Origin of the sequence: Mycobacterium bourgelatii, assembly GCF_010723575.1 — a bacterium.
GTDB classification, from domain to species: domain Bacteria; phylum Actinomycetota; class Actinomycetes; order Mycobacteriales; family Mycobacteriaceae; genus Mycobacterium; species Mycobacterium bourgelatii.
The window spans coordinates 772796-796669 of the sequence record NZ_BLKZ01000001.1; the positions used below are offsets into that span (position 1 = coordinate 772796).

Below are 23874 nucleotides of genomic sequence, written 5' to 3' on the forward strand. Positions count from 1 at the left end.
AGTCGCAGCGTCGTCGCGATGCGCGATGATGAGTCAGTGACGAGTCCGAACGCCAAGCCACGCCCGGGGCCCGGGCGTCGGGCCGGAATCGACAGCGGCGACACCCGGCAACAGGTCATCGACGCCGCATGCCGGTGCTTTGCGCAGTTCGGCTACGGCCCGGCGACCAACAGCGTGATCGCCGAGATGGCGGGTGTGACGGCGGGTTCGGTGCATTACCACTTCGGCAGCAAGCGCAACCTGTTCGAGGCGGTCTGCGACGACGTCTACGGCAAGATCATCGGGCGGTCGACGGTGGCGATGGCCGGTCCCCGTTCGGTGAGCGGCCTGTTGCGGGCGGTGCTCGAGGAATCGATGCGGATCAATCACGAATCGCCGGAGTTGGCCGGTTTCGTCGCCACCGCGCCGATCGACGCGCGACGCCATCGGGAGCTCACCGATGCGTTTGCCAGGCAGGCCGTGCGGATGACCGAGACCCTGGCCATGGCGGTGCGACAGGGCCAGGAAGGCGGCCTGATTCCGGCCGATCGGGACCCGGTCGAGATCGCACAGATGATCAGCGCCGTCGTCGACGGCTTCGCGCACGCGGCGGCGTCACTGGACCCGCCCGCTATGGACTCGATGACCGAATTGTTCGAAACGCTGGTCTTGGACGCCGACGTTTCCGCCCCGTCCAGGCCCACCCCCAGCTAGCGCGCGTCCGCTCGCACCTGCGGCGTTGACACCCTCTGGTGACGACTGTTACAAATTAATTGTTGGACCAACTAATAGATAGGGGCGCCGTGGCCAGTCCCGTTGCCGAGGTTGGCGTGCAGGCCTCTGTCCTGACGCGCATCTTCACCACCGCCACCCGGATCAAGGTGTGCGACGAGAAGTTCCGCTCGCTGGTGCTGGCCGGCCAGGTCAGCGCGCAGTATTACTCACCGCGTGGCCAAGAGATCGTCTCGGCCTCGGTCGGGGCTTTGCTGGAGACCACGGACTACGTGGTGACGACCTACCGCGGACTGCACGACCAACTGGCCAAGGGCGTGCCGATGCCGCAGTTGTGGGCCGAATTCCTGGGCAAGGCGACGGGCACCTGCAAAGGCAAGGGCGGCCCGATGCACATCACCCATCCGGCGTCGGGCCTGATGGTGACCACCGGCATCGTCGGGGGCGGCCTGCCGATCGCGGCGGGCTTGGCGCTGGCCTCGCAGCTGCGGGACGACAAGCGGGTCACCGTGGTCAACTTCGGTGACGGCGCCAGCAACATCGGCGCGTTCCACGAGGCGTGCAACCTCGCGGGCCTGTGGAAGCTGCCGGTGGTGTTCTGCTGCCAGAACAACCGATACGCCGAGCACACCGCGTTCGAGGACGGCACCAGTGCCGAACGGATCGTCGATCGCGCCGTCGGCTACGGCATGCCGGGGGTCCGGGTCGACGGTAACGACCCGGTGGCGATGTACACCGCGGCCAAAGAGGCGGTGGAGCGGGCGCGCCGCGGGGACGGCCCCACCCTGCTCGAGGCGATGACCTTCCGCTTCTACGGCCATCAGATGTCCGACGGCAACGAGTACATGAAGCCCGGCGAACTCGACGCGGCGCGTGCCGCCGATCCGGTCGTGCGGTTCCGGGGGTGGCTGATCGACAACGGCATTCTGACCGCCGCCGAGGTCGAGTCCATCGAGGCCGAGGCCAAGGCCGAGGTGGAGGCCGGGGTGAAGTTCGCGATGGACAGCCCACCGCCGGACGTGTCCGAAGTCTTGACCGACGTATACGAGGAGCAGCTGCCATGACCGGTGCCGCCGTCGACACGGTGCCGATGCTGGGGTTCCAGGCCGTGTGCAGCGCGCTGGACGACGCGCTGACCCGCGACCCCTCCGTGCTGCTGTTGGGTGAGGACATCGCCGATCCCAGCGGGGGCGTGTTCAAGACCTCGGTCGGACTGTCCACCAAGCACGGCGCGCACCGGGTGCGGGCCACGCCGATCAGTGAGCAGGCGATCGTCGGGGCCGCGATCGGGGCGGCCATCGCGGGAATGCGGCCGGTCGCCGAGATCATGCTGATGGACTTCCTCGCGGTCTGCATGGACCAGTTGTCCAACCACGCCGCCAAACTGCGTTACATGTCCGGCGGCCAGACGACGGTGCCGCTGACCATCCGATGCGCCGCCGGCGCCGGAATGCAGTTTGGCGCACAGCATTCGGAGATGCTCGAGGCGTGGCTGACCCATATCCCTGGTCTCAAGGTGGTGGTACCCAGCAATCCGGCCGACGCCAAGGGATTGCTGACTGCCGCCATTTTCGATCCGGATCCGTGCGTGGTCATCGAGCAGAGCCTGCTGTATTTCGGGCCGCCGCAACCGGTTCCGACCGGGCACCACGTGGTGCCGTTGGGCAGCGCGGCCACCGTGCGACCCGGTGCTGACATCACCCTGATCAGTTATGGCCGGCAGGTGCACCAGGCGCTGGCCGCCGCCGAGACCCTGGCCGTGGAGTCCATCGACGCCGAGGTCATCGATCTGCGGTCGCTGGTGCCGCTGGACGAGGAGACGGTGCTGGAGTCGGTGGCGCGCACCCGGCACGCGGTGGTGATCCACGAGGCGGTGCGCCGCGGCGGCTTCGGCGCCGAAATCGCCAGCCTGATCAACGAGCGCCTGTTCGACGAGTTGGGAGCCCCGGTGCAGCGGGTCGCGGGCCCGAACACCCCCATCCCGTACGCCAAGCAACTTGAGGACGCATTCGTCCCCGACGCCGGTGCCATCGTCGCTGCCGCCAGGTCAGCACTGTCACGTTCGCGCGCGCCGCAGCGAGTGAAGGGATAACCGATTGGTCTACGGCATTGCGCAGTCGGCACAGCGGCATCCCCAGGACGTCGCCATAGTCGACGGGTCCGCGGAATGGACCTGGGCACAACTGAATTCGACCCTGAATCGGATGGTCAACTGGCTGGTTTCGCTGCGGCTCCAGCCCGGTGAGCGCATCGCGGTGATGGCCGGCAACAGCGCACACACCGCGATGGCGCACCTGGCGATCACCTACGCGGGGTACTCGGCCGTGCCGGTCAACTACCACCTGACATCCGCCGAGGTCGGGTACATCCTGCGCGATGCGCGCGTGCACACCGTGTTGTGCAGCGGTCAAACCGCCGCCACGGTGCGTGCGGCCGACCCCGACGTGCGGGTGGTGGCCTGGGGGCGGCCCGACGTCGCCGGTGTCGACGACTTCGACGCCACCGTGTGCGCCGCACACTCCTATGCCGAGCCGTCGGCTGACATCGCACCGGTCAAGCGCGGAGGCGGCGCTGGCCGCGATCGAGACGCACCGCATCGAGAGCTCGATGATGGTGCCCACCCACTTTTCCCGAATGTTGGCTCTCCCCAAAGAGATTCGAAATCGATACGACGTGAGCAGTCTGCGCAGCATCGTGCACACCGGGGCCGCGTGCCCGGTGCACGTGAAGCGGGCAATGATCGACTGGTTCGGCCCGGTGCTCCTCGAGGCGTATGGCTCGACCGAGGCAGGCACGATCAGCACCATCACCTCCACCGAGTGGCTGGCCCACCCGGGATCCGTCGGCAAGGCTTCGCCCGGTTACCGCGTCAGCATCCGCACCGAGGACGGCGTGGAATTGGACCCCGGCGAGAGCGGGCTGGTCTGCGTGGAATCGACCACCGGTCACCGACCCAGCTACCACGGCGATCGCGAAAAGACCCGGCGCAGCTACGTCGCCGACGGCGTCTTCGCGCTGGGCGAGATCGGCTACCTCGACGACGACGGCTACCTGTACCTCACCGATCGAGCCTCCGACATGGTGGTCAGCGGTGGTGTGAACGTCTACCCGGCCGAGTCCGAGGCGGTGCTGCGCACCCATCCCGCGGTGCGCGACGTCGCCGTGATCGGCATCCCCCACGACGATCTCGGCGAGCAACTGTGCGCGCTGGTGGTCGCCGAGCCCGGCGCCGACGTCGACGCCGCGGAACTGGTCCGGTGGTGCCGCGATCGGCTGTCGCACTACAAGTGCCCCGCAGTGCTGGAGCTGACCGACGTCGAGCTGCGAACGGCGATGGGCAAGGTCAACAAACGCAAGCTGCGTGACGACTACCTGGCCGCCCAGTGGGCCGGCTCCCGGTCGGGTGACTGGTGTCGGTAACCGAGACCGCTGAGACCGCGGGGACATCCGAGACGTCCGGGACGCCGAAAATGTTCGAGTTCACCGCCGAACAGGATGCCCTGCGGGAGGTGTTGCGCGAATACTTCGCCGCCACCGCGACGCTGGACGGCCACCTACGTTGGCGGCGGCTACTCACCGAGGTGGGCGCCGACGACATCCTGCTCGGCGGCGACGAATCAGATTCCACCGCAACCGAACTGAGCATCCTGGCCGAGGAAGCCGGGGCCGCGTTGTCGGGTGCCGCGGTGGTCTCGGCGGCGGCGCTGGCCCCGCTGCTCGACGACGGCGACTGGGCCTCGGTGGCCGCGCCGGTGCGGCGTGGACAGCACGGTGTGTCCGCGGCGATCTCGCTGACCGGCTTCGGCGAGCCCGGGCACTGGGCGGCTGGAACGGTGCAGCCGCTCTGGGATTTCGATGACGACGCGCTGGTCATCGTCGACGATCACGTCGACGGCGAACCGGCCATCATCGCGTTCGCCGGCGCCTCCGTCGGATTGCAGCGGCTGTCCGGGCTGGACCTGTCGCGGTCGTTGGGCCGTATCACGCGTCGCGACAGCCCGCCGCTATTGGTGCGTGCCGCGGCGGGCGACGCGCTGAAGGCGATCCGGCGGCGCACTGACCTGGTGATCTCGGCCGAGTTGCTGGGGGTGTCCCAATGGGCGCTGGACGCCACCGTCGAATACGTCGCGCAGCGAGTCCAATTCGGTCGTACCGTTGGCTCGTTCCAGGCGATCAAGCATCGGCTGGCCGATCTGCTGGCGCAGGTCGAGCTGGCCCGGTCGGCGGTCTACGGCGCGGCCTGGCAGCTCGAGTACCGGCCGTCGGCGGCCCAGACGGACGTGGATCTGGCGGTGGCCGCGGTGCTGGCGCGGGAGGCCGCCGTCGACGTCACCAAGGCCGCGGTGCAACTGCACGGCGGAATCGGGATCACCTGGGAGCATTGGGCGCATCGGTACCTCCGCCGGGCACATTCGGTGATCGCCCTGACGGGTGCGCCCGGCCTGCACCGCCGCCGGCTGGCGGCGCTGGTGGACGCCCGGGACGGTGTCGATGACTGACCGAACCGGCCTCGACGCGCTGCGCGCCGAGGCGGACGCATGGGTGCGGGCCAACCTCCCTGAAAACTGGCCGCAGGTAACCGAATCGGACGCGGATGTGGCGCGGCGCTGGTACCAGACACTGGCGGGGCGCGGCTGGACGGTGCCCGGCTGGGCGCCCGAGCACGGCGGGGCGGGCCTGGACGCCGCCGCCGCCGCGGTGATCCGCGACGTGCTGGCGAGCTACGACGCTGACCTACCGGTGCACCATTTCGTGCCGTTGACGCTGATCGGACCGGCCATCATCGCGTGGGGCACCGAGGAGCAACGCCGGCGCTACCTGCCGGGCATCACCAGTGGTGCCGACATGTGGTGCCAGCTGTTCAGCGAGCCCGGCGCCGGTTCGGATCTGGCCAGCCTGGCGACCCGGGCGGTACCCACCGACAGCGGGACCTGGATCGTCGACGGCCAGAAGGTCTGGAGTTCGTTCGCCAACCTCTGCCAATACGGGATGCTGCTCGCCCGTACCGACCCCGATCTGCCGAAAAATGCGGGCATCACCTGTTTTCTGGTGGACATGCGGGCCCCCGGCGTGACGGTGCGCCCGCTGCGGCAGATGACCGGCACCGAGCACTTCTGCGAGGTGTTCCTGGAGCGGGTCGAACTGCCCGCCGACAGCATGCTGGGCCCGCTTAACGGCGGATGGCGGGTGGCGCTCTCGACGTTGACCGCGGAGCGCTCCGGCCTTTCGGAGACCTCCAGCGCCAGCGGCGTGGAGTTGGAGCCAACGCTGGAATTGGCGCGCCGCACCGGCGCGTGGCGCGACGACACGGTGCGCGACCGAATAGCCACGCTGATCGCCAAGGAACGGGCGCTGGCCCTGACGAACCTGCGCCTGCGCGCTCGTCCCGACGCGAAGGGCTCCATCACCAAGTTGCTGCTTTCCGAACTGTCGCAACGCATCAGCGAGTTGCGATTCGAGCTGGCCGGCCCCGGTGCCGCGTATTGGGAGGGCGATGCGGGGTCGCCCGAGGCGATGGGCCTGCTGGACAGCCGGCGGCTCACGGTGGCCGGTGGGACCTCGGAGATTCAGCGCAACATCATCGCCGAGCGCGTGCTGGGCTTGGACCGCGAACCCGACCCCGACCGCGGACGCCCGTGGCGAGAACTACGGCGGGGCTGACATGCCGACGATCACGGTGCGGCCGTCTGGCATCGAATTCGCCGCTGTTCCGGGCCAGACCATCATGGCCGCGGGCGAGGCGGCCGGCTACCGGTGGCCGACCATCTGCGGCGGCAACGGTGAGTGCCTGGTGTGCCACGTGGAGGTCCTCGAACACCCCGAGCACCTCGCGCAGGCCGACGCGGCCGAGGCGCAGGCGATCCGGGGCCTCTCGGGCGATCGCGGCGCTCGGGGACGACACGTCCGGCTGGCGTGCCAGGCGGCCGTCGAGGGTGACGTGGTTGTCCTCAAACGTGGTGTGCGCCCGGGTAAACCACGACGAGAACGGGAGGAGGGCGGGTGACGGCAGGAAGTGTAGAGCCCATCGATCGCGAGATCATGGAGATCGACGATGGCCACATTCACCTGATCGGCGGGCAGTGCGGGGAGTGCGGCGAGACCGGCTTCCCGCGGCAGAACACCTGCCGGCGTTGCAGCGCCGACCGCATCGCCACGGTGCGGTTGGCCCAGCGGGGAGTGTTGTGGAGCTGGACGATCCAGCGGTTTCCGCCCCCGAGCCCACCGTTCGTGGCATCCGGTGACGAGTTCGTGCCGTTCGGCGTCGGCTACGTGGAGCTGCCCGGTCAGGTGATCGTCGAGGCGCGCCTGACCGAATCCAATCCGGACGCGTTGCGCATCGGCATGCCGATGCGGGTGACCGCGCTGCAGGTTCCCGCCGAAGAGGGCGGAGCTGCAACGACATTCGCGTTCGCTCCGATCGAAGAAGGAGAGCTGGGATGAGCGGCGGCGTCGCAATAGTCGGCATCGGCTGCCGCCCCTTCGGCCGGTATTTGGACACCACGGCCCGCGGCGAGGCGGTGCGCGCGGTGCGCGAAGCCCTCGACGACGCGGGGCTGTCGTGGCCGCAGATCGACTACGCGGTAGGCGGCAGCATGGCCGCCGGTTCGGCGGACACGCTGGTGTCCGAGCTCGGTCTGACCGGTGTGCCATTCGTCAACGTGCTGAACGGCTGCGCGACGGGCACCAGTTCGCTGGTCTGCGCGGTGCAGGCGATCGCGTCGGGGGCGGCGGAGACCGCGTTGGTCGTCGGATTCGATTCGCATCCGCGGGGTGCATTCACGATCCGCCCCGAGGCGATGGGCCTGGGGCATTGGTACGGCGCCACCGGCCTGGCGATGACGTCGCAGTTCTTCGCGCTCAAGATCCAGCGGTACCTGCACGAGCACGGGGTGCCGCAGCGGCTGTTGGCGGCCGTGGCCAGCAAGGCTTTTCGCAATGGTTCGATCAACCCCAACGCGTGGCGGCGCAAGCCGCTCTCGGTGGCGGACGTGGAGGCCTCGGCGATGCTCAGCGACCCGCTGCGCCAGTACATGCTGTGCTCGCCCGGAGATGGGGCCGCCGCGTTGGTGCTGTGCAGCTCCGAGCGTGCCCGGCAATTGCGTGCGGATCCGGTCTATGTCGCGGGCGCGGCCGTGCGTACGCGTCGGCCGGGTTCGTTCGAGGTGCTCAGCCCGTCGCTTTCGGTGCGGCGCGGGGACAGCCCGACCGTCGACGCCGCGCGGGCGGCCATGGAAGCGGCGGGCATCGGGCCCTCCGACGTCGACGTGGCGCAACTGCAGGACACCGATGCCGGAGCGGAACTCATCCATTTGGCCGAGACCGGCTTGTGCGAACACGGCGAGCAGACCGCGTTGATCGATGACGGCGACACCGAGATCGGCGGGCGACTGCCGATCAATACCGACGGCGGCTGCCTGGCCAACGGCGAACCGATCGGCGCCTCGGGACTGCGTCAGATCCACGAGAACGTACTGCAGCTGCGCGGCCACGCCGGCGCGCGTCAGGTGGCCGGGCGGCCCAGGGTGGCCTTTTCCCATGTTTACGGGGCACCCGGCCTGAGCGCCTGCACGGTGTTGACCCGCCGATCGGAGATTCGATGAAAGTTGTTGTGAATGAGGATCGTTGCGTCGGCAACGGAGTCTGCGAATCGATCGCCGCGGATCTGTTCGTGGTCGATGACGACGCGATCGCGCGGCCGCAGCTCGACGAGATACCCGCCGACCGTTACGAGGCGGCGCTCGAGGCAGTTCGGGCCTGCCCCAGCCAGGCGCTGCGCATCAGCGAGTAGCGGCCGCACCGAAAGGGAGTCGGATGGAAATCAAGATGCCCAAACTCGACGTCACCATGACCGAAGGCACCTTTATGGGTTGGCTGGTTCCCGATGGCGCCAACGTGTCCGCGGGGGAGGACCTCTACACGGTGGGGACCGACAAGGTCCAGGTGGATGTCCCGGCACCGTGCGATGGCGTGCTGCGGCACGGGAACATCGAGGAGGAGGCCGTCTATCCGGTGGGCACCACCCTGGGCGTGGTCGAGACGTGAACCACCGCGCCGAGATCGAGGTCCGCAATCCCGCCGATGGAAAGTTGGTGGGCGCGGTCCCCGACAACGCGGCGCCGGCCGTCGCGGAGGCCGTTCGGCGGTTGCGCGCGCGGCAGCCGGAATGGGAGGACCTCGGTGTCCGTGGGCGGGCGAAATGGCTACTGTGCTATCAGGATTGGCTGATCGACAACGCGACGCGCCTGACCGACGTGGTGCAATCGGAGACCGGGAAATCGCGCTGCGACGCCGAAATCGAAGCGCCCGCCGCGATCGACCTGGTGAAGTACTGGGTCCGGCATGCGGGGGCGTTCCTGGCCGACGAGCGGCCGACGCCACACAGCCCTCTCGGGCTGACGAAGCGGCTGGTCACCAGGTATCGGCCGCACCCGGTGATCGGCATCATCACCCCGTGGAACCTGCCGTTGCTCAATCCCTGCCTGGACGCGTTCGCCGCGCTGATGGCCGGCGCCGCGATAGTGGTGAAACCGTCCGAGGTGACCCCGCTCAGCGCCGTCGAGCTGGGCCGCGGCTGGGCCGAAATCGGGGCGCCGCCGGTGTTTTCGGTGCTGACCGGCGGTGCCGACACCGGCCGCGCCGTGGTCGGCGTCGTCGACTACCTGCAGTTCACCGGGTCCACCAGGACCGGCCGGCAGATCGCCGCCGCCTGTGGTGACGCGCTGATCCCGTACAGCCTGGAGCTGGGCGGCAAGGATCCGGCCATCGTGCTGTCCGGCGCGGACATCGACCGGGCCGCGGCCGGGGTCATATACGGCGGTCTGTTCAACTCGGGCCAGGCGTGCATCTCGGTCGAGCGGATCTACGTTGAGGAGCCCGTTTACGACCGCTTCGTGGCCAGCCTCGTCGAGCAGGTGCGGCGGCTGCGCCAGGGCAATGACGGCCGGGGGTTCCGATTCGACATCGGCGCGATGGCGACGTCGGCCCAGCGTGACATCGTGCAACGGCATGTCGATGATGCCGTCGCGCGTGGCGCGCGAGTTCTGTTCGGCGGCAAGGCATCCGAAACCGGTACCTTCTTCGAGCCGACGGTGCTGGTCGACGTCGATCATTCGATGGCGTGCCTGACCGAGGAGACCTTCGGCCCGCTGCTGCCGATCATCAAGGTGGCCGGCGAGGACGAGGCGGTGCAACTGGCCAACGACTCGGTCTACGGGTTGTCGGCCACAGTCTGGACGGGCGACCTCCGGCGCGGCGAACGGGTGGCGCGCCGCTTGGAAGTCGGTGCGGTCAACATCAACGATGCGTTCGCGAACATGGTGAACTTTGCTGTCCCCATGGGCGGTTGGAAGCGATCGGGCATCGGCGCGCGGTTCGGCGGCGCGGCCGGCATCCGCAAATACTGCAGGCAGCAGGCGATTGTCAGCCCCCGCGGACCGTTGCTCAAACGCGAACCGCTGTGGTACCCGGCGTCGAAGGCACGCTTCCGGGCGGTGACGACGCTGATGCGGGCTTTCGACGGGCGCGGCCGACGCAGGTTCGCCGCCACCGCCACTTCAACAGCGCGACGACCTTCGCTTCCCGAGTGACCGGGCCACCGGATCCGGATAGCCCGTGCGAACTCGCGGCCGACGAGCTTCTGAAGGCAGGCCAGTGAAATGACGCGTCACGGCCGCATCTGCAGCAACTCCTCGACAAAGCGAACCGATTCGCGGGAGTCCGAACTCAACGGCCGCACGGTCAGTGTTGTCACCCCGGCTTCGGCAAAGGCGGCCAACCGTTCGGCGACAAACCCACGGGGGCCGACCAACGACATGCCGCGGGCCAACTCGTCGGGCACCGCGTTGATCGCCTCTTGCTTACGGCCGGCCAGATACAGCTCCTGGATGCGGTCGGCGACCTCGCCGAATCCGTAGCGCGTGGCCAGGTTGTGGTAGAAGTTGCGGCCCCTGGCGCCCATCCCGCCGATGTAGAGACCCAGCTGCGGTTTGGTCCAGGCCAACCGGTCGTCGACGTCGTCGCCGATGGCCAGCGAGGTGCCCACCACCACGTCGAGGGGGCCCAGGGCGGGGTCGCGTTTGGCGGCACCGGCCGCGAGCGCGTCACCCCAGACCAACGATGCCTTCTCCGGCAGGAAGAACACCGGCTGCCAGCCCTCGGCGATCTCGGCGGTGAGCTCGACATTCTTGGGTCCCAGCGCCGCAATGTGTACCGGAATGCGTTCGCGCACCGGGTGATTGATCAGGTGCAATGGCTTACCCAGCCCGGTGCCGCGGTCGGCGGGCAGCGGGATCTGGTAGTGCTTGCCGGCGTATTGCACCCGCTCTCGGCGCCACACCTGGCGGCATATCTCGATCACCTCGCGGGTGCGGCCCAGCGGCGCATCGAATGCCACGCCGTGGAAGCCTTCCATCACCTGCGGCCCGGACGTGCCGATGCCGAGGGTGAACCGGCCGTTGGACACGTAGTCCAGACCGGCCGCGGTCATCGCCAGCAGTGTGGGCGTGCGGATGTAGATGGGAAGCACCCCAGACGCCAATTCGACGGTGGTTGTCTTGGCGGCCAGATAGCCCAGTTGGCTGACGGCGTCGTAGGAATACGCCTCGGCCACCACGGCGATGTCCAGGCCGGACTTCTCCAGCTCTACGACCCGCTCGACGCCCTCATGAAACCCGCCCGTGTAGTCCAACGCTAGCCCGATTCGCATCAACGATGCTTATCACGGCCGGGTGCAGGGCCCGTCCTAGCCCGCCGACGTGCCGGTCCAGTACTCGGCGAAGCGTTGCCCGTCGTCGGCGAGCCGCAGGATGTCGTTGCCGGTGAACGACATGGGCCCGTCCGGACCGCGGCCGGAGCCGACCCAGCGGCCGGCGACCAGGTCTCCCTCGTGCAGTGGACCGATCTGGATCGCAAAAGTCATATCCGACAACATGTTTCGTGTCTGGTCGACAATCTGCTGCAGTTCGTGCGGTCCGTGGACCTCTCTGTCGGGCCAGTGTCCGACAAAGTCTTCGGTGACGATCTCGGCGGCAACCGGTTGCCCGGCCCAGAGTTCGTCGATCCAGCGTCGGTAAAGCTCCCGCACACTCGGCATGGTGCTCACTCGCTCACTTCAGTAGCGCGACAATCCTGTCTTCCCGCGTCACCGGCGCCGCTTCGGGATCCAGTGCGTCCGTCTTGGGAAGTTGCACATCCGGGTCGGCGAAATCGCGATATTTCTTGTCGCCGGTGAGCGTGAATAGGAGATACCCGGTCAGCAGCGCCCGAACCGCACGCTGCGTCTTGCGGTGGGCGCCCTGCAGTCCCACCACCTTGGTGAGTCGGCGGCCCTCGACCAGGCCACCCTCCTGGGCTTTGCTGACGATGCGCAGCGTGGCCGTGTCCCAGGCTCGCGACAGTTCGTGCGCGTTGGAATTCAGCGACAGCGTTGCGGAGGGGGCGGCCAGGATCAGACCGGGGAGCTCCAGCGTTGCGGCCGGTTGCTCGGCCGGGGGAGCGGTCGGTCTCGGGAAGAGCGCTACCGCCGACGCGAGTTTGGCCGGCATGCCCGCCGCGGCGAACACGGCCGCGGATCCGCCGAAACCGTGACCGACGACTCCGAGCTTGGCCGGATGCACGCTGATCTCGCCGGGTCCCAACCGCACCCCCGCCACGATGTCGAGGGCGACGCCGAGGTCGAAGGCGAAATTCAGGACCGACGGCGCGACTCCGCGCTGAGTGTCGGGAGCCCCGGCGACGATCCCCCAGGACGCCAGATGCTCCAACAGGCCCGCATATTGGGCCGAGCCGGTCAGCCAATCGTGACCGAAGGCGACGGCGGGCAGGTTCAGCCCGGATTCCGGGGTGTAGACAACCCCGGGGAGTCCGGCAAACGCCAGGTCGCCGCGCAGAACGCGGTGCGGACCACGACGGCTCAGGGCGGCGAAAAGCTTGCGGGTGCGGGCCACCCGTCGACGTTAGCGGTGACGCGTGGCCCGGGTCCAGTTGCCTGGCGGAGCCGCCGCATCGACGTCCGCCGTGTGGGCGAGGATCGCCGCGGCGACGGGTTCGAGCACCGGACTGCTGAGTGCGTGTCCCATGCCGGGGATGGTGACGCGCCGCGCGGAGCCGATGACTTCGGCGAGATAAGCGGCGTGCGGCGGCGGATTGATGGGATCCTCCGGAGCTTCGATGACCAGCGTCGGGACGCTCACTCGAGCCAACTCTGCGCCACGGTCGAGTCCCCGTTGGTCGGCGCGGGCGTGTGCGGCCGGATTGTCGTATCGGCCGGCGTGCTGGATTGTTCGCTCCTCGAGCCGCCGGAAGTCGTCGGCGTCGAAGTCGATGACCCCTCCGTTGAGGATGCGCCAGTGCTCCACCCGCCACTCGAGCTCGGCCGCCCGGTCTCTCGGTTCGTTCATCTGCTCCCACAGCGCCAGCAGCCGGGGATCGGGACCGGGAAGATCCGGTCTCGGCGACGAGTCACCGGTCGCGGCGGCGCCGACACCCAACGCACAGCTACACAGCACCGTGGCCGACAGCAGGCGGTCCGGATGGTCGAGCAAGAGCAACTGCACGAGGATGCCGCCCAACGACATGCCGACGAGGTGCGCCCGCGCCACGCCGAGTGCGTCGAGCACCGCCACCGCGTCCTCGGCGAGGTCGGCGACCGCGTACGGATGCTCGTCGAAAGCCCAGGTCGAGCGACCGGTGTCGCGGTGGTCATAGCTGATGACGCGATGTTGGCGCCCCAACTGCTCGACAAACTCGGGAGGCCACGCCAAGGCGGACGCGTTCGCGCCCATGATCAACAGCAGCGGCGATCTGTCCGAGCGGCCCTCGTCGCAGACCCACAAACGAACATCACCGTCGAGCTGAACGAAGGTTTCCATCAGCAACCGCGGCCCCGACGTCGAATCGTGGCAGTCATTCGGCCGGAGGGCGAAGCTTCACTCGGCGTCCAACTTCGCCTACCGCTGCGCCCACCACCGCGCCGACCGTCACCCACCACCAGTGATCGGTCGCCGATGCCACTGCCGCCCCGATGACAAGGCCGACAATCAAAGGCAGGTAGAAGAATGACCAGGCGCTCTTCTGCTTGCTTGTCGTCTGTTCGCGGGTCATCCCTCCGACGGTAGCGCCGGTTGTTCGACTAATCATCGACCCAGGTCACGCGCCTGACCGGCCCCGCTCAAGGTCGCTGCGGGCCCGCTGTGACCGGCTGCTGCATTACCCTGGTTGGCTATGTGCGGAATTGTCGGCTACGTGGGACAGCGTTCTGCCTGCGATGTCGTCATGGACGCACTGCGCCGGATGGAGTACCGCGGCTACGACTCGTCGGGCTTGGCGTTGGTGGACGGAAAAGGCAAGCTCACCGTGCGTCGCCGCGCCGGACGGCTGGCCAACCTCGAGGCCGCGACCGCGGAAATGTCACCCGCCGAGCTGGCCGGTTGCACCGGCCTGGGGCATACCCGCTGGGCCACCCACGGCCGTCCCACCGACCGCAACGCGCACCCGCATCGCGATGCCGCCGGCAAGATCGCCGTCGTCCACAACGGGATCATCGAAAACTTCAGCAGCCTGCGCCATGAGCTCGAGGCAGCGGGCGTGGAGTTCGCCAGCGACACCGACACCGAAGTCGCGGTGCACATGGTGGCGCAGGCCTACCACCACGGCGAGACGGCCGGCGACTTCACCGCATCCGTGCTCTCCGTGCTGCGTCGGCTCGAAGGCCACTTCACCCTGGTGTTCGCCAACGCCGACGAACCCGGCACCATCGTCGCGGCGCGCCGCTCCACACCGCTGGTGGTCGGGGTCGGCGACGGCGAGATGTTCGTCGGGTCCGACGTCGCCGCGTTCATCGAGCACACCCGCAACGCGGTCGAACTGGGCCAAGACCAGGCCGTGGTGATCACCGCCGACAGTTACCGGATCACCGACTTCTACGGCAACGAGGACCTGGGCCCCGGGGCTTACCGGCAGTTCTACATCGACTGGGACCTGGCCGCGGCCGAAAAGGGCGGCTACGAGTACTTCATGCTCAAGGAGATCGCCGAACAGCCCACCGCGGTGGCCGACACCCTGCTCGGGCACTTCGTCGACAACCGGATCGTCCTGGACGAACAGCGGTTGAGCGACCAGGAACTGCGCGAGATCGACAAGGTCTTCGTGGTCGCCTGCGGCACCGCCTATCACTCCGGTCTGCTGGCCAAGTACGCGATCGAGCACTGGACGCGGCTCCCGGTGGAAGTGGAGCTGGCCAGTGAATTCCGCTACCGCGACCCGGTGCTGGACCGCAGCACGCTGGTGGTGGCGATCTCGCAATCCGGCGAAACCGCCGACACCCTGGAAGCCGTGCGGCACGCCAAGGAACAGAAGGCCAAAGTGCTGGCGATCTGCAACACCAACGGCTCGCAGATCCCGCGCGAGTGCGACGCGGTGCTGTACACGCGCGCCGGGCCGGAGATCGGTGTGGCGTCGACCAAGACCTTTCTGGCGCAGATCACCGCCAACTACCTGGTGGGCCTGGCGCTGGCGCAAGCGCGCGGTACCAAGTACCCCGACGAGGTCGAGCGTGAGTACCGCGAACTGGAAGCGATGCCCGACCTGGTGGCCAGGGTGATCGCGGGAATCGACCCGGTCGCCGAGCTGGCGCACCAGTTCGCGAAGTCGTCGACGGTGCTGTTCCTGGGCCGCCATGTCGGATACCCGGTGGCCCTCGAAGGCGCGCTCAAACTGAAAGAGCTGGCCTACATGCACGCCGAAGGGTTCGCGGCCGGCGAACTCAAGCACGGGCCGATCGCGTTGATCGAAGACGACCTGCCGGTCATCGTCGTCATGCCGTCCCCGAAGGGGTCGGCGATGTTGCATGCGAAGCTGTTGTCCAATATCCGCGAGGTCCAGACCCGCGGCGCGGTGACCATTGTGATCGCCGAAGAGGGCGACGATACGGTGCGTCCCTACGCCGATCATTTGATCGAAATCCCTGCAGTATCAACCCTTTTGCAACCGCTCCTGTCGACGATCCCGCTGCAGGTGTTCGCTGCCGCGGTGGCCCAAGCCCGCGGTTACGACGTCGACAAGCCCCGAAATCTGGCAAAATCCGTGACCGTCGAATAAGCAAGTCGAATCGTCGAATAGCTGTCGTCGGGGAGGCACCGTGAAGAAATGGCGCATCGCGGGCATTGTCGCGTTCGTCGTCGCATACATCGGTCTGGCCGCGGTGTACGCCCTCGCTGGCATGGGCCCAGCGCACCCGCTCATCGAAGCCAAGCCAACGTCCGACGGAACGACCGTGAATCTGGACATCGTGGCCATCCAGCCGTATCGCAATTCGCTGCAATGCGATGTGACCGTGACGCCGGGCGCTGACATATTGGACCCGAAAACCGGCAACCTCACGCAGGACCTCACGGTCGCAATCACTTCAGCGACCACACCTACCAGCCGAACCTGGCAGAAGGGCACCCAACCGGGCGTTTTTCCGGTGTCGGTGAACATCAGCGGCGACATATCGGACTGGCCCTTCGACGGCTATAAGTCCAAGCCCGTCTCCGTCAACATCTTCGTCGGCTCCCCGCAAACGCAAACGCCGGAGCGGGCCGCGGTGGGCTTTGTCGACCGGCTTCCGGGCTGGAAACCCACCGTGCACGGTGGCAAGGTCGGCGACACGGGGCCTTACCAGGTACACGTGCACCGGTCCCCGAGCACCATGGCGGTGGCGCTCGTCCTGCTGGGAGTGCTCGTCGCATTGGCCGTCTTCGGCCTGTTCGTCGCCGGTCAAACCGTGCGCAACCGGCGCAAATTCCAGCCGCCGATGGCGACGTGGTTCGCGGCCATGCTGTTCGCGGTGGTACCGCTACGCAACGCGCTGCCCGACTCACCGCCGTTCGGAGCCTGGGTGGATGTCATGATCGTGATCTGGGTGATCGTGGCCCTGGTGACAGCGATGGGGTTGTACGTGTCCTGCTGGTGGCGGCACCTGGCACCGGACTTCGACTTCGACGCCGCTGGCAAACCGGAACCGGCACAAGCTGATTCGGCGCCGGCGCCGGCCGAGCCGGCAACGAAATAAACCGGCGGCGTGCGAAGTAATCCCTTGGCAAGGATGTCGCTGTCGACGCGCACGATCGTGGGAGTGGTGGTCTTCGTCGCGGCCTACGTCTTGTCGATCCTGTTGTATGTCAACGGCGGATCGGGCCAGCGGCACCAGATGTCCTCCGGTGCGGGCGACGGCACCAAGGTGACGTTCGACATCGAAGACATCCAGTCCAACAACGGCATCCTGGCGGCCAACATCACCGTGATGCCGGCGCCCGACCTGTTGGATCCGCAGACCGGCACGCTCAACGACGACCTCCACATCGTCGCCAACTCGCTGGTGCAGTCCAGCAAACGCACCTGGCCGAAGGGTTCACTGCCCGACCCGTTGCGGGTGTCGATCAGCCTCACCGGGGACGTCGCGGACTGGCCGTTCGACCAATATGAAACCGGACCGCTCAAGGTGCACCTTTTCTCCGGCGCCTCGCAGACTCCGCAGAAGGTGACGGTGACACTCGTCGATCGGCTGCTGGGCTGGGAAGTCGACGTGAGGCACCAGCACCAGGGCGAAGGTCACGCTCCCTACGGGCTGCTACTGCACCGCTCCCACAGCACGATGGCGTTCGCGGTGTTGATCCTCGGTGTCCTCATCGCGCTGGCCGGCCTGGCCTTATTCGTCGCAATCCAGACGGTGCGCAACCGAAGGAAATTCCAGCCGCCCATGACGACGTGGTATGCGGCCATGCTGTTCGCGGTGATGCCGCTGCGCGATGCGCTACCCGACTCGCCGCCCTTCGGTAGTTGGGTGGACGTCACCGTCGTGCTCTGGGTGATCGTCGTCCTGACCATTTCGTTAGTGCTCTACATCTCCTGCTGGTGGCGCCACCTGGCCCCCGACTACGAGAAGTAGTGACAACCAATCACGGCATGCGAAGGTTAGGCCGTGGCGAGGACATCGGTGAAGGCGCGGTTGCGGAGCTGGGCTCGCGTGGTCTGGGTCTTCGTCAGCGATGCGCCGTTGACCTACTCCTGGTTGCTCGCGTTGGTGGTCACCACGATCATTCAGAATCAACTCGCCGGCCCGCAGTTGCATTCGGTGCTGCTGCACCGCTCCACCAACCTCGCCCATTTAGGCCGTGATCCGCTGGAAGTGCTGTTTTCCAGCCTGTTTTGGATCGACGGCCGGAATCTGGAACCCTATCTCGTTCTGTTCACCCTGTTCTTGGCTCCCGCCGAACATTGGCTTGGCCAATTACGTTGGCTCACAGTGGGATTGACGGCGCACATCGGCGCCACCTACTTCAGCGAAGGGATTCTGTACCTCACCATCCAAATGCGCGAGTCTTCGGAGAGGTTGGTGCATTCCCGCGACATCGGGGTCAGCTATTTTCTCGCCGGGGTGATGGGGGTGCTGGCCTATCGCATCGTGAAACCGTGGCGGTGGGGCTATCTCGCGGTGTTGCTGGTGATCTTCGGCTTTCCGTTGCTCACGATGGACAAAACCGAGCTGGACTTCACCGCCATCGGCCATTTCACAGCGTTGCTGATCGGCCTGCTTTTCTACCCGATGGCCCGTGACCGCGTGGGTATGCCCTTGAACCCCGTCCGTCTCAGGGCCATTTTCCGGCGCCGCCGGGCTGCTGAAGCTGCTGATGAGGAAGCCCCGCCGCGCGAAGGACGCGAAGGGGATGTGCAATCGGCGGGCACATAACGGGATACTTGACACGTGCCTGTACCCGCACCAGGTCGGCCTGGGGGCATTACTGCAGCTGCGCGGCGGATTCGGTCCGGTGACGGCTGAGGTGATACCCGCAGCTCGAACGCGGGTAGCCAGTCCGGGATCCACGAATCGTGAACTCGTCCCCGGCAGCGGGTGGGGCGATTGCAAGGCCACCTGGATCCTGGTGAGCGAAGCAAACGGAGAAAGCGGGAGGCATGTGCGGAATCTGCGGTGAGATCCGCTGGGACGGGCGGTCGGCCGATGTCGCCGCGGTGGGCCGGATGGTCGACGCCATGACGTCACGCGGGCCGGACGGCAGCGGTGTCGTTGCGCACGGGGCGGTCGCATTCGGGCACCGGCGGCTCTCGATCATCGATCTGTCCACCCGCGGCTCGCAGCCGATGGTCGACAGTGACCTGGCCTTGACGCTGGTGTTCAACGGTTGCATCTACAACTACAAGCAGCTGCGCGAGGAGCTGCAGGCCGTCGGGTATCGCTTCTTCTCGACCGCCGACAGCGAGGTCGTGCTCAAGGCGTTCCACAAGTGGGGCCCGCGCTGTGTGGACCGGTTCAAGGGCATGTTCGCGTTCGCCGTTGTCGACCACGATTCGGGCGTCGTGACGCTGGCGCGCGACCGACTGGGCATCAAGCCGCTGTACCTGGCAGCCTCGCCGGGCCGGCTGCGGTTCGCGTCCAGCGTGCGCGCCCTGCTGGATGCCGGCGGGGTGGACACCGAGCTGGACCGTCACGCGCTGCACCACTACATGAGCTTTCACGCGGTGGTTCCCGCGCCGCTGACCATCTACCGCGGTGTGCGCAAGCTGCCGCCCGCCACCGTGCGGGTGATCCAACCCGATGGCTCACACACCGACACCGTCTATTGGAATCCGGCGTTCGGCCGCGATCCAGAACGGGCTTCGTGGTCGGCGCGGGACTGGCAGGACGCGTTGCTGGACGCGCTGCGCACCTCGGTGTCGTTGCGGATGGTCGCCGACGTGCCCGTCGGCGTGTTGTTGTCGGGCGGCATCGACTCCTCGATCGTGGTGGCGCTGCTGGCCGAGCAGGGCCAGCACGGGCTTGCCACGTTCAGCATCGGCTTCGACTCCGCCGCCGGCGAATCCGGCGACGAATATGTCTACTCCGACCTGATCGCGAAGACCTTCGACACCGACCACCACAAGATCCACATCGACTCCTCGCGTCTGCTGCCCGCGGTGCCGAAAACCATTGCCGCGATGAGCGAACCGATGGTCAGCCATGACTGCGTCGCCTTCTATCTGCTGTCGGAGGAAGTCAGCAAGTCGGTCAAGGTGGTGCAGTCCGGGCAGGGCGCCGACGAGATCCTGGCCGGCTACAGCTGGTATCCGCCGCTGGCCAACATTGCCCGCGAGCAGACCACCGAGGCGTACGCCAAGGTGTTTTTCGACCGCGATCACAGCGACGTGCTGAACATCTTTGCTCCCGAGTACGCCGTAGACGCCGACGTCAGTCGCGAGTTCGTGACGGCGCACCAGGCCGCGCCGGGAGCGGACTCCGCCGTCGACGCCGCACTGCGTCTCGACACCCAGGTCATGCTCGTCGACGACCCGGTGAAGCGGGTCGACACGATGACCATGGCGTGGGGCCTGGAAGCGCGGGTTCCGTTCCTTGACCACGACTTCGTCGAACTGGCCGCCACCTGCCCACCGGAGCACAAGCTCGCCTCCGGCGGCAAAGGCGTGCTCAAGGACGCTGCGCGAGCGTTGCTGCCGTCCGAAGTCATCGACCGGACGAAGGGCTACTTTCCGGTGCCCGGAATCCGCCATCTAGACGGTGAGTTGCTCGACATGGTGTGCGACGCGCTGACCAACGAGGCCGCCCGTAACCGTGGGCTGTACCGGTCCGAGACCGTGGCCGCCCTGCTCAAGGAGCCGAACAAGACCCGTACCACGTTGGACGGCAACACATTATGGCAACTGGGCGTGCTGGAGATGTGGCTGCAGAGCATGGCGGGCTAACCGAATGGTTCACCAGGTCCGCGCGCTCTACGGGGCGTCCTTGTCCCCAGACGCGACGGCGTTCGCCCATCTGGTCGACGACGGCGGTTATCCCCGTGCGGTGCAACGCTTTCTGCGAGGCCAACGGGCCAGTTCGTCGCGGGATGTCGAGCTACCGGTAGCGGGCCCGGTCACCCGGGTGATTCATTCCGCCGACGGGCACTGGTTGGCCTGCCAGGTGGCGCCCGACGGGGGCAATCGCAGCCAAATCTGGATCGTGACAACCGATCCCGACGACCGCATGGCCAGACGCATCGACGGCGAAGAGCACGGCACCGCCGAACTGATCGGCTGGGACGGCACCCGGGTGGCGGCGATTCTGACCGGTGAGGACGGCATCGGGCGGTCGTGCCTGATCGACCCGGGCGACGGGTTCACCAACGTGCTGGACCGCCGGTCGGGCGGTCGATTGGTCGATGCGTGGGCCGGAGCGGCGCTGATTCGCGTCGGGCCGCGCGGTTACCACGAGATGATCATGCTGCATGGGTCCACCGAAATCGCCTTCCTGCCTTCAGATCCCGGGTCCGTCACCGCGGCCGGGGTGATCCTGGACGACCATCATCCACGCCGTATCCGGTCCGGCCCCACCGGCGATGAGGCCCGGTTGTACTACCCGGCGAAGATGTGCCGAAATCCCGGCCTCGGCTACGTGCGGGCGCTGGTGCTCAGCGACAACGGGTGCGAGCACACGCGACTTTTGGAGGTGACGGTCAGCGAGGACGGCGTGAGCTACTTTGTGGTGGCCGAACGCCCCGACTGCAGCATCGACGAGTTCGCCGTCAGCGACGACCTGTCCACCATCGCGCTGCTGTGGAACCTGCAGGGGCGCAGCGAATTACAGATCATCGAGTACAGCGACTACACGCTCACCCCGCCCATCCCGCTGCCGGGCCCGGTCGCCGGCGAGCTGTCCATCAGTGCCGGTGGCTCGATGGTCGCCATGACCATCCAGGGCCCAGACCTGCCGCGTACCGTCGAACTGGTCAACCCCCGCACCCGGGAGTGGGAACTGATCGACCGCGAACCCACCCGGGGGCCGGTCATCACCGGGTTCACCGCGAAGTCCGAGCCGGAACGGATCACCGCCCGCGACGGGCTGAGCTTGAACGCCTGGCTGTTTCGACCCCCCGATGCGTCCGAGTCGACGGGCGCGGTGGTATACCTGCACGGCGGACCGGAAGGGCAGGCCCGCCCCGGATATAACGAGATCTTCGCGCGGCTGGTGAACGATGGCATCACCGTGCTGGCACCGAACGTCCGCGGTTCCGGCGGCTTCGGGCGCACCTTCGTACACGCCGACGACAAGGAGAAGCGCTTCGCGGCCATCGACGACGTCGCCGATTGCGTGCGATTCCTGGTCGACAACAAGCTGGCGGACCCGCGGCGCATCGCGTGCGCGGGCTGGTCCTACGGCGGCTATCTGACGTTGGCGGCCTTGACGTTTCACCCCGACCTGTTCGCGGCGGGCGTCAGCATCTGCGGCATGAGCGACCTCGGTACCTTTTACCGCAATACCGAACCGTGGATCGCCGATGCGGCCTACCCCGAGTACGGGCACCCGGTCAACGACCGGGAGTTGCTCGACCGGTTGTCCCCGCTGCAACGGGTCGACGCGCTCACCGCGCCACTGCTGGTCGTGCACGGAGCCCACGACACCAACGTGCCGGTCGGCGAGTCCGAACAGATCGTCGAGGCGTTGCGCAGCGCCGGCCGCGAGGTGCGTTACCTGTTGTTCGACGACGACGGCCACTCGATCAGCAAGCGGGAGAATCGGGTGGTGCTGGCCGACGCCATGAGCGAGTGGTTGCACAAGGCCTTTGCGGCGGTGACCGTCTAGGCCCCCGGTCGAGTGCTGACGCCCGCTCGCTGCCGAGTGTGATCGAAGCGGGTGTCGGAAGCAGACCCGCGACCGATTCTGCCGTATGCAATGCTGGCGTTGATGCGGCATTACTTCTCTGCTGACACGATCCGCGAGGCCGAGGCGCCACTGCTGGCCAGCCTGCCCGACGGTGCCTTGATGCGCCGTGCGGCGTTTGGATTGGCCACCGAAATCCTGCGCGAGCTGAAGGACCGCACCGGCGGCGTGTCCGGGCGCCGAATATGTGCGGTCGTCGGGTCCGGCGACAACGGCGGCGATGCGTTGTGGGCGGCCACCTTCCTGCGCCGCCGCGGCGCGGCCGCCGATGCGGTCCTGCTCAACCCGGAGCGCACCCACCGCAAGGGCCTGGCGGCGTTCCGCGCCGCGGGCGGTCGGGTCGTCGAAAAGGTGTCACCAACAACCGATCTCGTCATCGACGGGGTAGTGGGAATCTCCGGTTCCGGACCGCTGCGCCCTGGCGCGGCCGAGGTATTCGACGCCGTGAACGACGCTGGTATCCCAGTGGTGGCCGTCGACATTCCCAGCGGCATCGACGTGTCGACCGGAGCGATCAACGGACCCGCGGTGCGCGCCGTGCTGACCGTCACCTTCGGCGGGCTCAAACCGGTGCACGCGCTGGCCGACTGCGGACGCGTCGTCCTGGTGGACATCGGGCTCGACCTGCCCGAAACGGACCTGCTGGGTTTCGACGCCGCGGACGTCGCCGCGCGTTGGCCGGTCCCCGGCCCCCACGACGACAAGTACACCCAGGGCGTGACCGGCGTCCTCGCCGGATCGGCGACGTACCCTGGGGCCGCCGTGCTGTGTACCGGCGCCGCCGTCGCCGCCACGTCCGGCATGGTCCGCTATGCCGGGAGCGCGAACCACGAGGTGCTGGCGCACTGGCCCGAGGTCATCGCGTCACCCACTCCGTCGTCAGCCGGGCGGGTGCAGGCCTGGGTCGTCGGGCCAGGCCTGGGGACCGATGAGGCCGGAGCGGCCGCACTGTGGTTCGCGTTGGAGACCGACCTGCCGGTGCTGGTCGACGCCGACGGTCTCACCATGCTGGCGGCCCACCCGGAACTGGTGGCCAATCGCCAAGCCCCGACGGTGCTGACCCCGCACGCCGGCGAGTTCGCGCGGCTGGCCGGGGCGCCGCCGGGTGATGACCGGGTCGGTGCCTGCCGCAAGCTCGCCGACGGGTTCGGGGCCACGGTGTTGCTCAAGGGCAACGTCACCGTCATCGCCGACCCGGGCGGTCCGGTCTATCTGAACCCGGCCGGGCAATCCTGGGCGGCGACGGCCGGCTCCGGCGACGTGCTGTCGGGAATGATCGGCGCGCTGCTGGCGTCCGGGCTGCCGCCCGGCGAGGCCGCGGCGGCCGCTGCTTTTGTGCACGCGCGCGCCGCCGCGCTGTCGGCCGCCGACCCGGGACCCGGTGAAGCGCCCACGTCGGCGTCGCGAATCCTGCACCACATCCGGGCCGCCCTGGCCGCCATCTAGCGGCGTCAGCCGCGATCTACTTCGAGAGG

24 protein-coding genes and 1 pseudogene are annotated in these 23874 nt (G+C 67.7%); 20 read left to right on the forward strand and 5 right to left on the reverse strand.

The window, feature by feature from the left end; all coding sequences use genetic code 11:
- Window positions 1-36 precede the first annotated feature (36 nt).
- From G6N68_RS03610 to G6N68_RS03670, 13 genes and pseudogenes are all read left to right on the forward strand, one after another.
- Window positions 37-693: a TetR/AcrR family transcriptional regulator gene (locus G6N68_RS03610; protein WP_240355352.1), complete on the forward strand. Its 657-nt coding sequence runs from the start codon at window positions 37-39 to the stop codon at window positions 691-693.
- 89 nt (window positions 694-782) lie between these two features.
- Window positions 783-1775: a thiamine pyrophosphate-dependent dehydrogenase E1 component subunit alpha gene (locus G6N68_RS03615; RefSeq protein WP_240355353.1), complete on the forward strand. Its 993-nt coding sequence runs from the start codon at window positions 783-785 to the stop codon at window positions 1773-1775.
- On the forward strand, window positions 1772-2803 hold the full coding sequence (locus tag G6N68_RS03620; protein ID WP_205351227.1) for an alpha-ketoacid dehydrogenase subunit beta: 1032 nt from the start codon (window positions 1772-1774) through the stop codon (window positions 2801-2803). Before G6N68_RS03615 ends, G6N68_RS03620 begins: the two co-directional genes overlap by 4 nt.
- 4 nt (window positions 2804-2807) lie before the next feature.
- A pseudogene (locus G6N68_RS31940) lies at window positions 2808-3152 on the forward strand (AMP-binding protein); the annotation flags it as partial.
- A gap of 82 nt (window positions 3153-3234) precedes the next feature.
- On the forward strand, window positions 3235-4131 hold the full coding sequence (locus G6N68_RS03630) for an AMP-binding protein (RefSeq protein ID WP_163707987.1): 897 nt from the start codon (window positions 3235-3237) through the stop codon (window positions 4129-4131).
- A complete protein-coding gene (locus G6N68_RS03635) occupies window positions 4122-5210 on the forward strand; it encodes an acyl-CoA dehydrogenase family protein (RefSeq protein ID WP_240355354.1) in 1089 nt (362 codons plus the stop codon). The genes G6N68_RS03630 and G6N68_RS03635 overlap by 10 nt, the downstream gene beginning before the upstream one ends.
- Window positions 5203-6372 carry an acyl-CoA dehydrogenase family protein gene (locus G6N68_RS03640; protein WP_163707990.1) on the forward strand — a complete coding sequence of 390 codons (1170 nt, stop codon included), beginning with the start codon at window positions 5203-5205 and terminating at the stop codon, window positions 6370-6372. Before G6N68_RS03635 ends, G6N68_RS03640 begins: the two co-directional genes overlap by 8 nt.
- 1 nt (window position 6373) lies before the next feature.
- The gene (locus G6N68_RS03645) at window positions 6374-6715 is read left to right on the forward strand and encodes a 2Fe-2S iron-sulfur cluster-binding protein (RefSeq protein WP_240355355.1); all 342 of its coding nucleotides are present in this window, start codon (window positions 6374-6376) and stop codon (window positions 6713-6715) included.
- A complete protein-coding gene (locus tag G6N68_RS03650) occupies window positions 6712-7152 on the forward strand; it encodes a Zn-ribbon domain-containing OB-fold protein (protein WP_240355356.1) in 441 nt (146 codons plus the stop codon). The genes G6N68_RS03645 and G6N68_RS03650 overlap by 4 nt, the downstream gene beginning before the upstream one ends.
- Window positions 7149-8312 carry a thiolase family protein gene (locus G6N68_RS03655; protein WP_163707994.1) on the forward strand — a complete coding sequence of 388 codons (1164 nt, stop codon included), beginning with the start codon at window positions 7149-7151 and terminating at the stop codon, window positions 8310-8312. Before G6N68_RS03650 ends, G6N68_RS03655 begins: the two co-directional genes overlap by 4 nt.
- Window positions 8309-8500, forward strand: coding sequence for a ferredoxin (locus tag G6N68_RS03660; RefSeq protein WP_163707997.1), 192 nt, complete (start codon window positions 8309-8311; stop codon window positions 8498-8500). Before G6N68_RS03655 ends, G6N68_RS03660 begins: the two co-directional genes overlap by 4 nt.
- Before the next feature lie 23 nt (window positions 8501-8523).
- Window positions 8524-8754 (forward strand): biotin/lipoyl-containing protein, encoded by a 231-nt coding sequence (locus G6N68_RS03665; RefSeq protein ID WP_163708000.1) that lies wholly within the window; start codon window positions 8524-8526, stop codon window positions 8752-8754.
- Complete coding sequence (locus G6N68_RS03670; protein ID WP_205351509.1) at window positions 8751-10298, forward strand: aldehyde dehydrogenase family protein; 1548 nt, start codon at window positions 8751-8753, stop codon at window positions 10296-10298. The genes G6N68_RS03665 and G6N68_RS03670 overlap by 4 nt, the downstream gene beginning before the upstream one ends.
- 77 nt (window positions 10299-10375) lie before the next feature.
- Here the strand turns inward: G6N68_RS03670 and G6N68_RS03675 are convergent, their stop codons facing one another.
- The 5 genes from G6N68_RS03675 to G6N68_RS03695 are packed head-to-tail and all read right to left on the reverse strand — an operon-like array spanning window position 10376 to window position 13812.
- The gene (locus tag G6N68_RS03675) at window positions 10376-11416 is read right to left on the reverse strand and encodes an LLM class F420-dependent oxidoreductase (protein WP_163708003.1); all 1041 of its coding nucleotides are present in this window, start codon (window positions 11414-11416) and stop codon (window positions 10376-10378) included.
- A gap of 36 nt (window positions 11417-11452) precedes the next feature.
- On the reverse strand, window positions 11453-11803 hold the full coding sequence (locus tag G6N68_RS03680; protein WP_163718128.1) for a nuclear transport factor 2 family protein: 351 nt from the start codon (window positions 11801-11803) through the stop codon (window positions 11453-11455).
- A gap of 13 nt (window positions 11804-11816) precedes the next feature.
- Window positions 11817-12656 (reverse strand): dienelactone hydrolase family protein, encoded by an 840-nt coding sequence (locus tag G6N68_RS03685; protein ID WP_163708006.1) that lies wholly within the window; start codon window positions 12654-12656, stop codon window positions 11817-11819.
- A gap of 9 nt (window positions 12657-12665) precedes the next feature.
- The gene (locus G6N68_RS03690; RefSeq protein WP_163708009.1) at window positions 12666-13580 is read right to left on the reverse strand and encodes an alpha/beta fold hydrolase; all 915 of its coding nucleotides are present in this window, start codon (window positions 13578-13580) and stop codon (window positions 12666-12668) included.
- A 34-nt stretch (window positions 13581-13614) separates the two neighbouring features.
- Entirely contained in the window at window positions 13615-13812 is a 198-nt protein-coding gene (locus G6N68_RS03695) for a hypothetical protein (RefSeq protein WP_163708013.1), read from the reverse strand.
- 120 nt (window positions 13813-13932) lie between these two features.
- Here G6N68_RS03695 and glmS point away from each other — a divergent pair, with 120 nt between their 5' ends.
- From glmS to G6N68_RS03730, 7 genes are all read left to right on the forward strand, one after another.
- Entirely contained in the window at window positions 13933-15807 is a 1875-nt protein-coding gene (gene glmS, locus G6N68_RS03700; RefSeq protein ID WP_163708016.1) for a glutamine--fructose-6-phosphate transaminase (isomerizing), read from the forward strand.
- A gap of 40 nt (window positions 15808-15847) precedes the next feature.
- A complete protein-coding gene (locus G6N68_RS03705) occupies window positions 15848-16762 on the forward strand; it encodes a DUF4436 domain-containing protein (RefSeq protein ID WP_240355357.1) in 915 nt (304 codons plus the stop codon).
- A 33-nt stretch (window positions 16763-16795) separates the two neighbouring features.
- Window positions 16796-17638 (forward strand): DUF4436 domain-containing protein, encoded by an 843-nt coding sequence (locus G6N68_RS03710; RefSeq protein WP_163708019.1) that lies wholly within the window; start codon window positions 16796-16798, stop codon window positions 17636-17638.
- A 33-nt stretch (window positions 17639-17671) separates the two neighbouring features.
- A complete protein-coding gene (locus G6N68_RS03715) occupies window positions 17672-18439 on the forward strand; it encodes a rhomboid-like protein (RefSeq protein WP_205351228.1) in 768 nt (255 codons plus the stop codon).
- A gap of 224 nt (window positions 18440-18663) precedes the next feature.
- Window positions 18664-20445 (forward strand): N-acetylglutaminylglutamine amidotransferase, encoded by a 1782-nt coding sequence (locus tag G6N68_RS03720; RefSeq protein WP_163708022.1) that lies wholly within the window; start codon window positions 18664-18666, stop codon window positions 20443-20445.
- Window positions 20446-20449: 4 nt separating this feature from the next.
- Complete coding sequence (locus tag G6N68_RS03725; RefSeq protein WP_163708025.1) at window positions 20450-22321, forward strand: alpha/beta hydrolase family protein; 1872 nt, start codon at window positions 20450-20452, stop codon at window positions 22319-22321.
- Between the two features lie 102 nt (window positions 22322-22423).
- Window positions 22424-23845 (forward strand): NAD(P)H-hydrate dehydratase, encoded by a 1422-nt coding sequence (locus tag G6N68_RS03730; protein ID WP_163718132.1) that lies wholly within the window; start codon window positions 22424-22426, stop codon window positions 23843-23845.
- Window positions 23846-23874 lie beyond the last annotated feature (29 nt).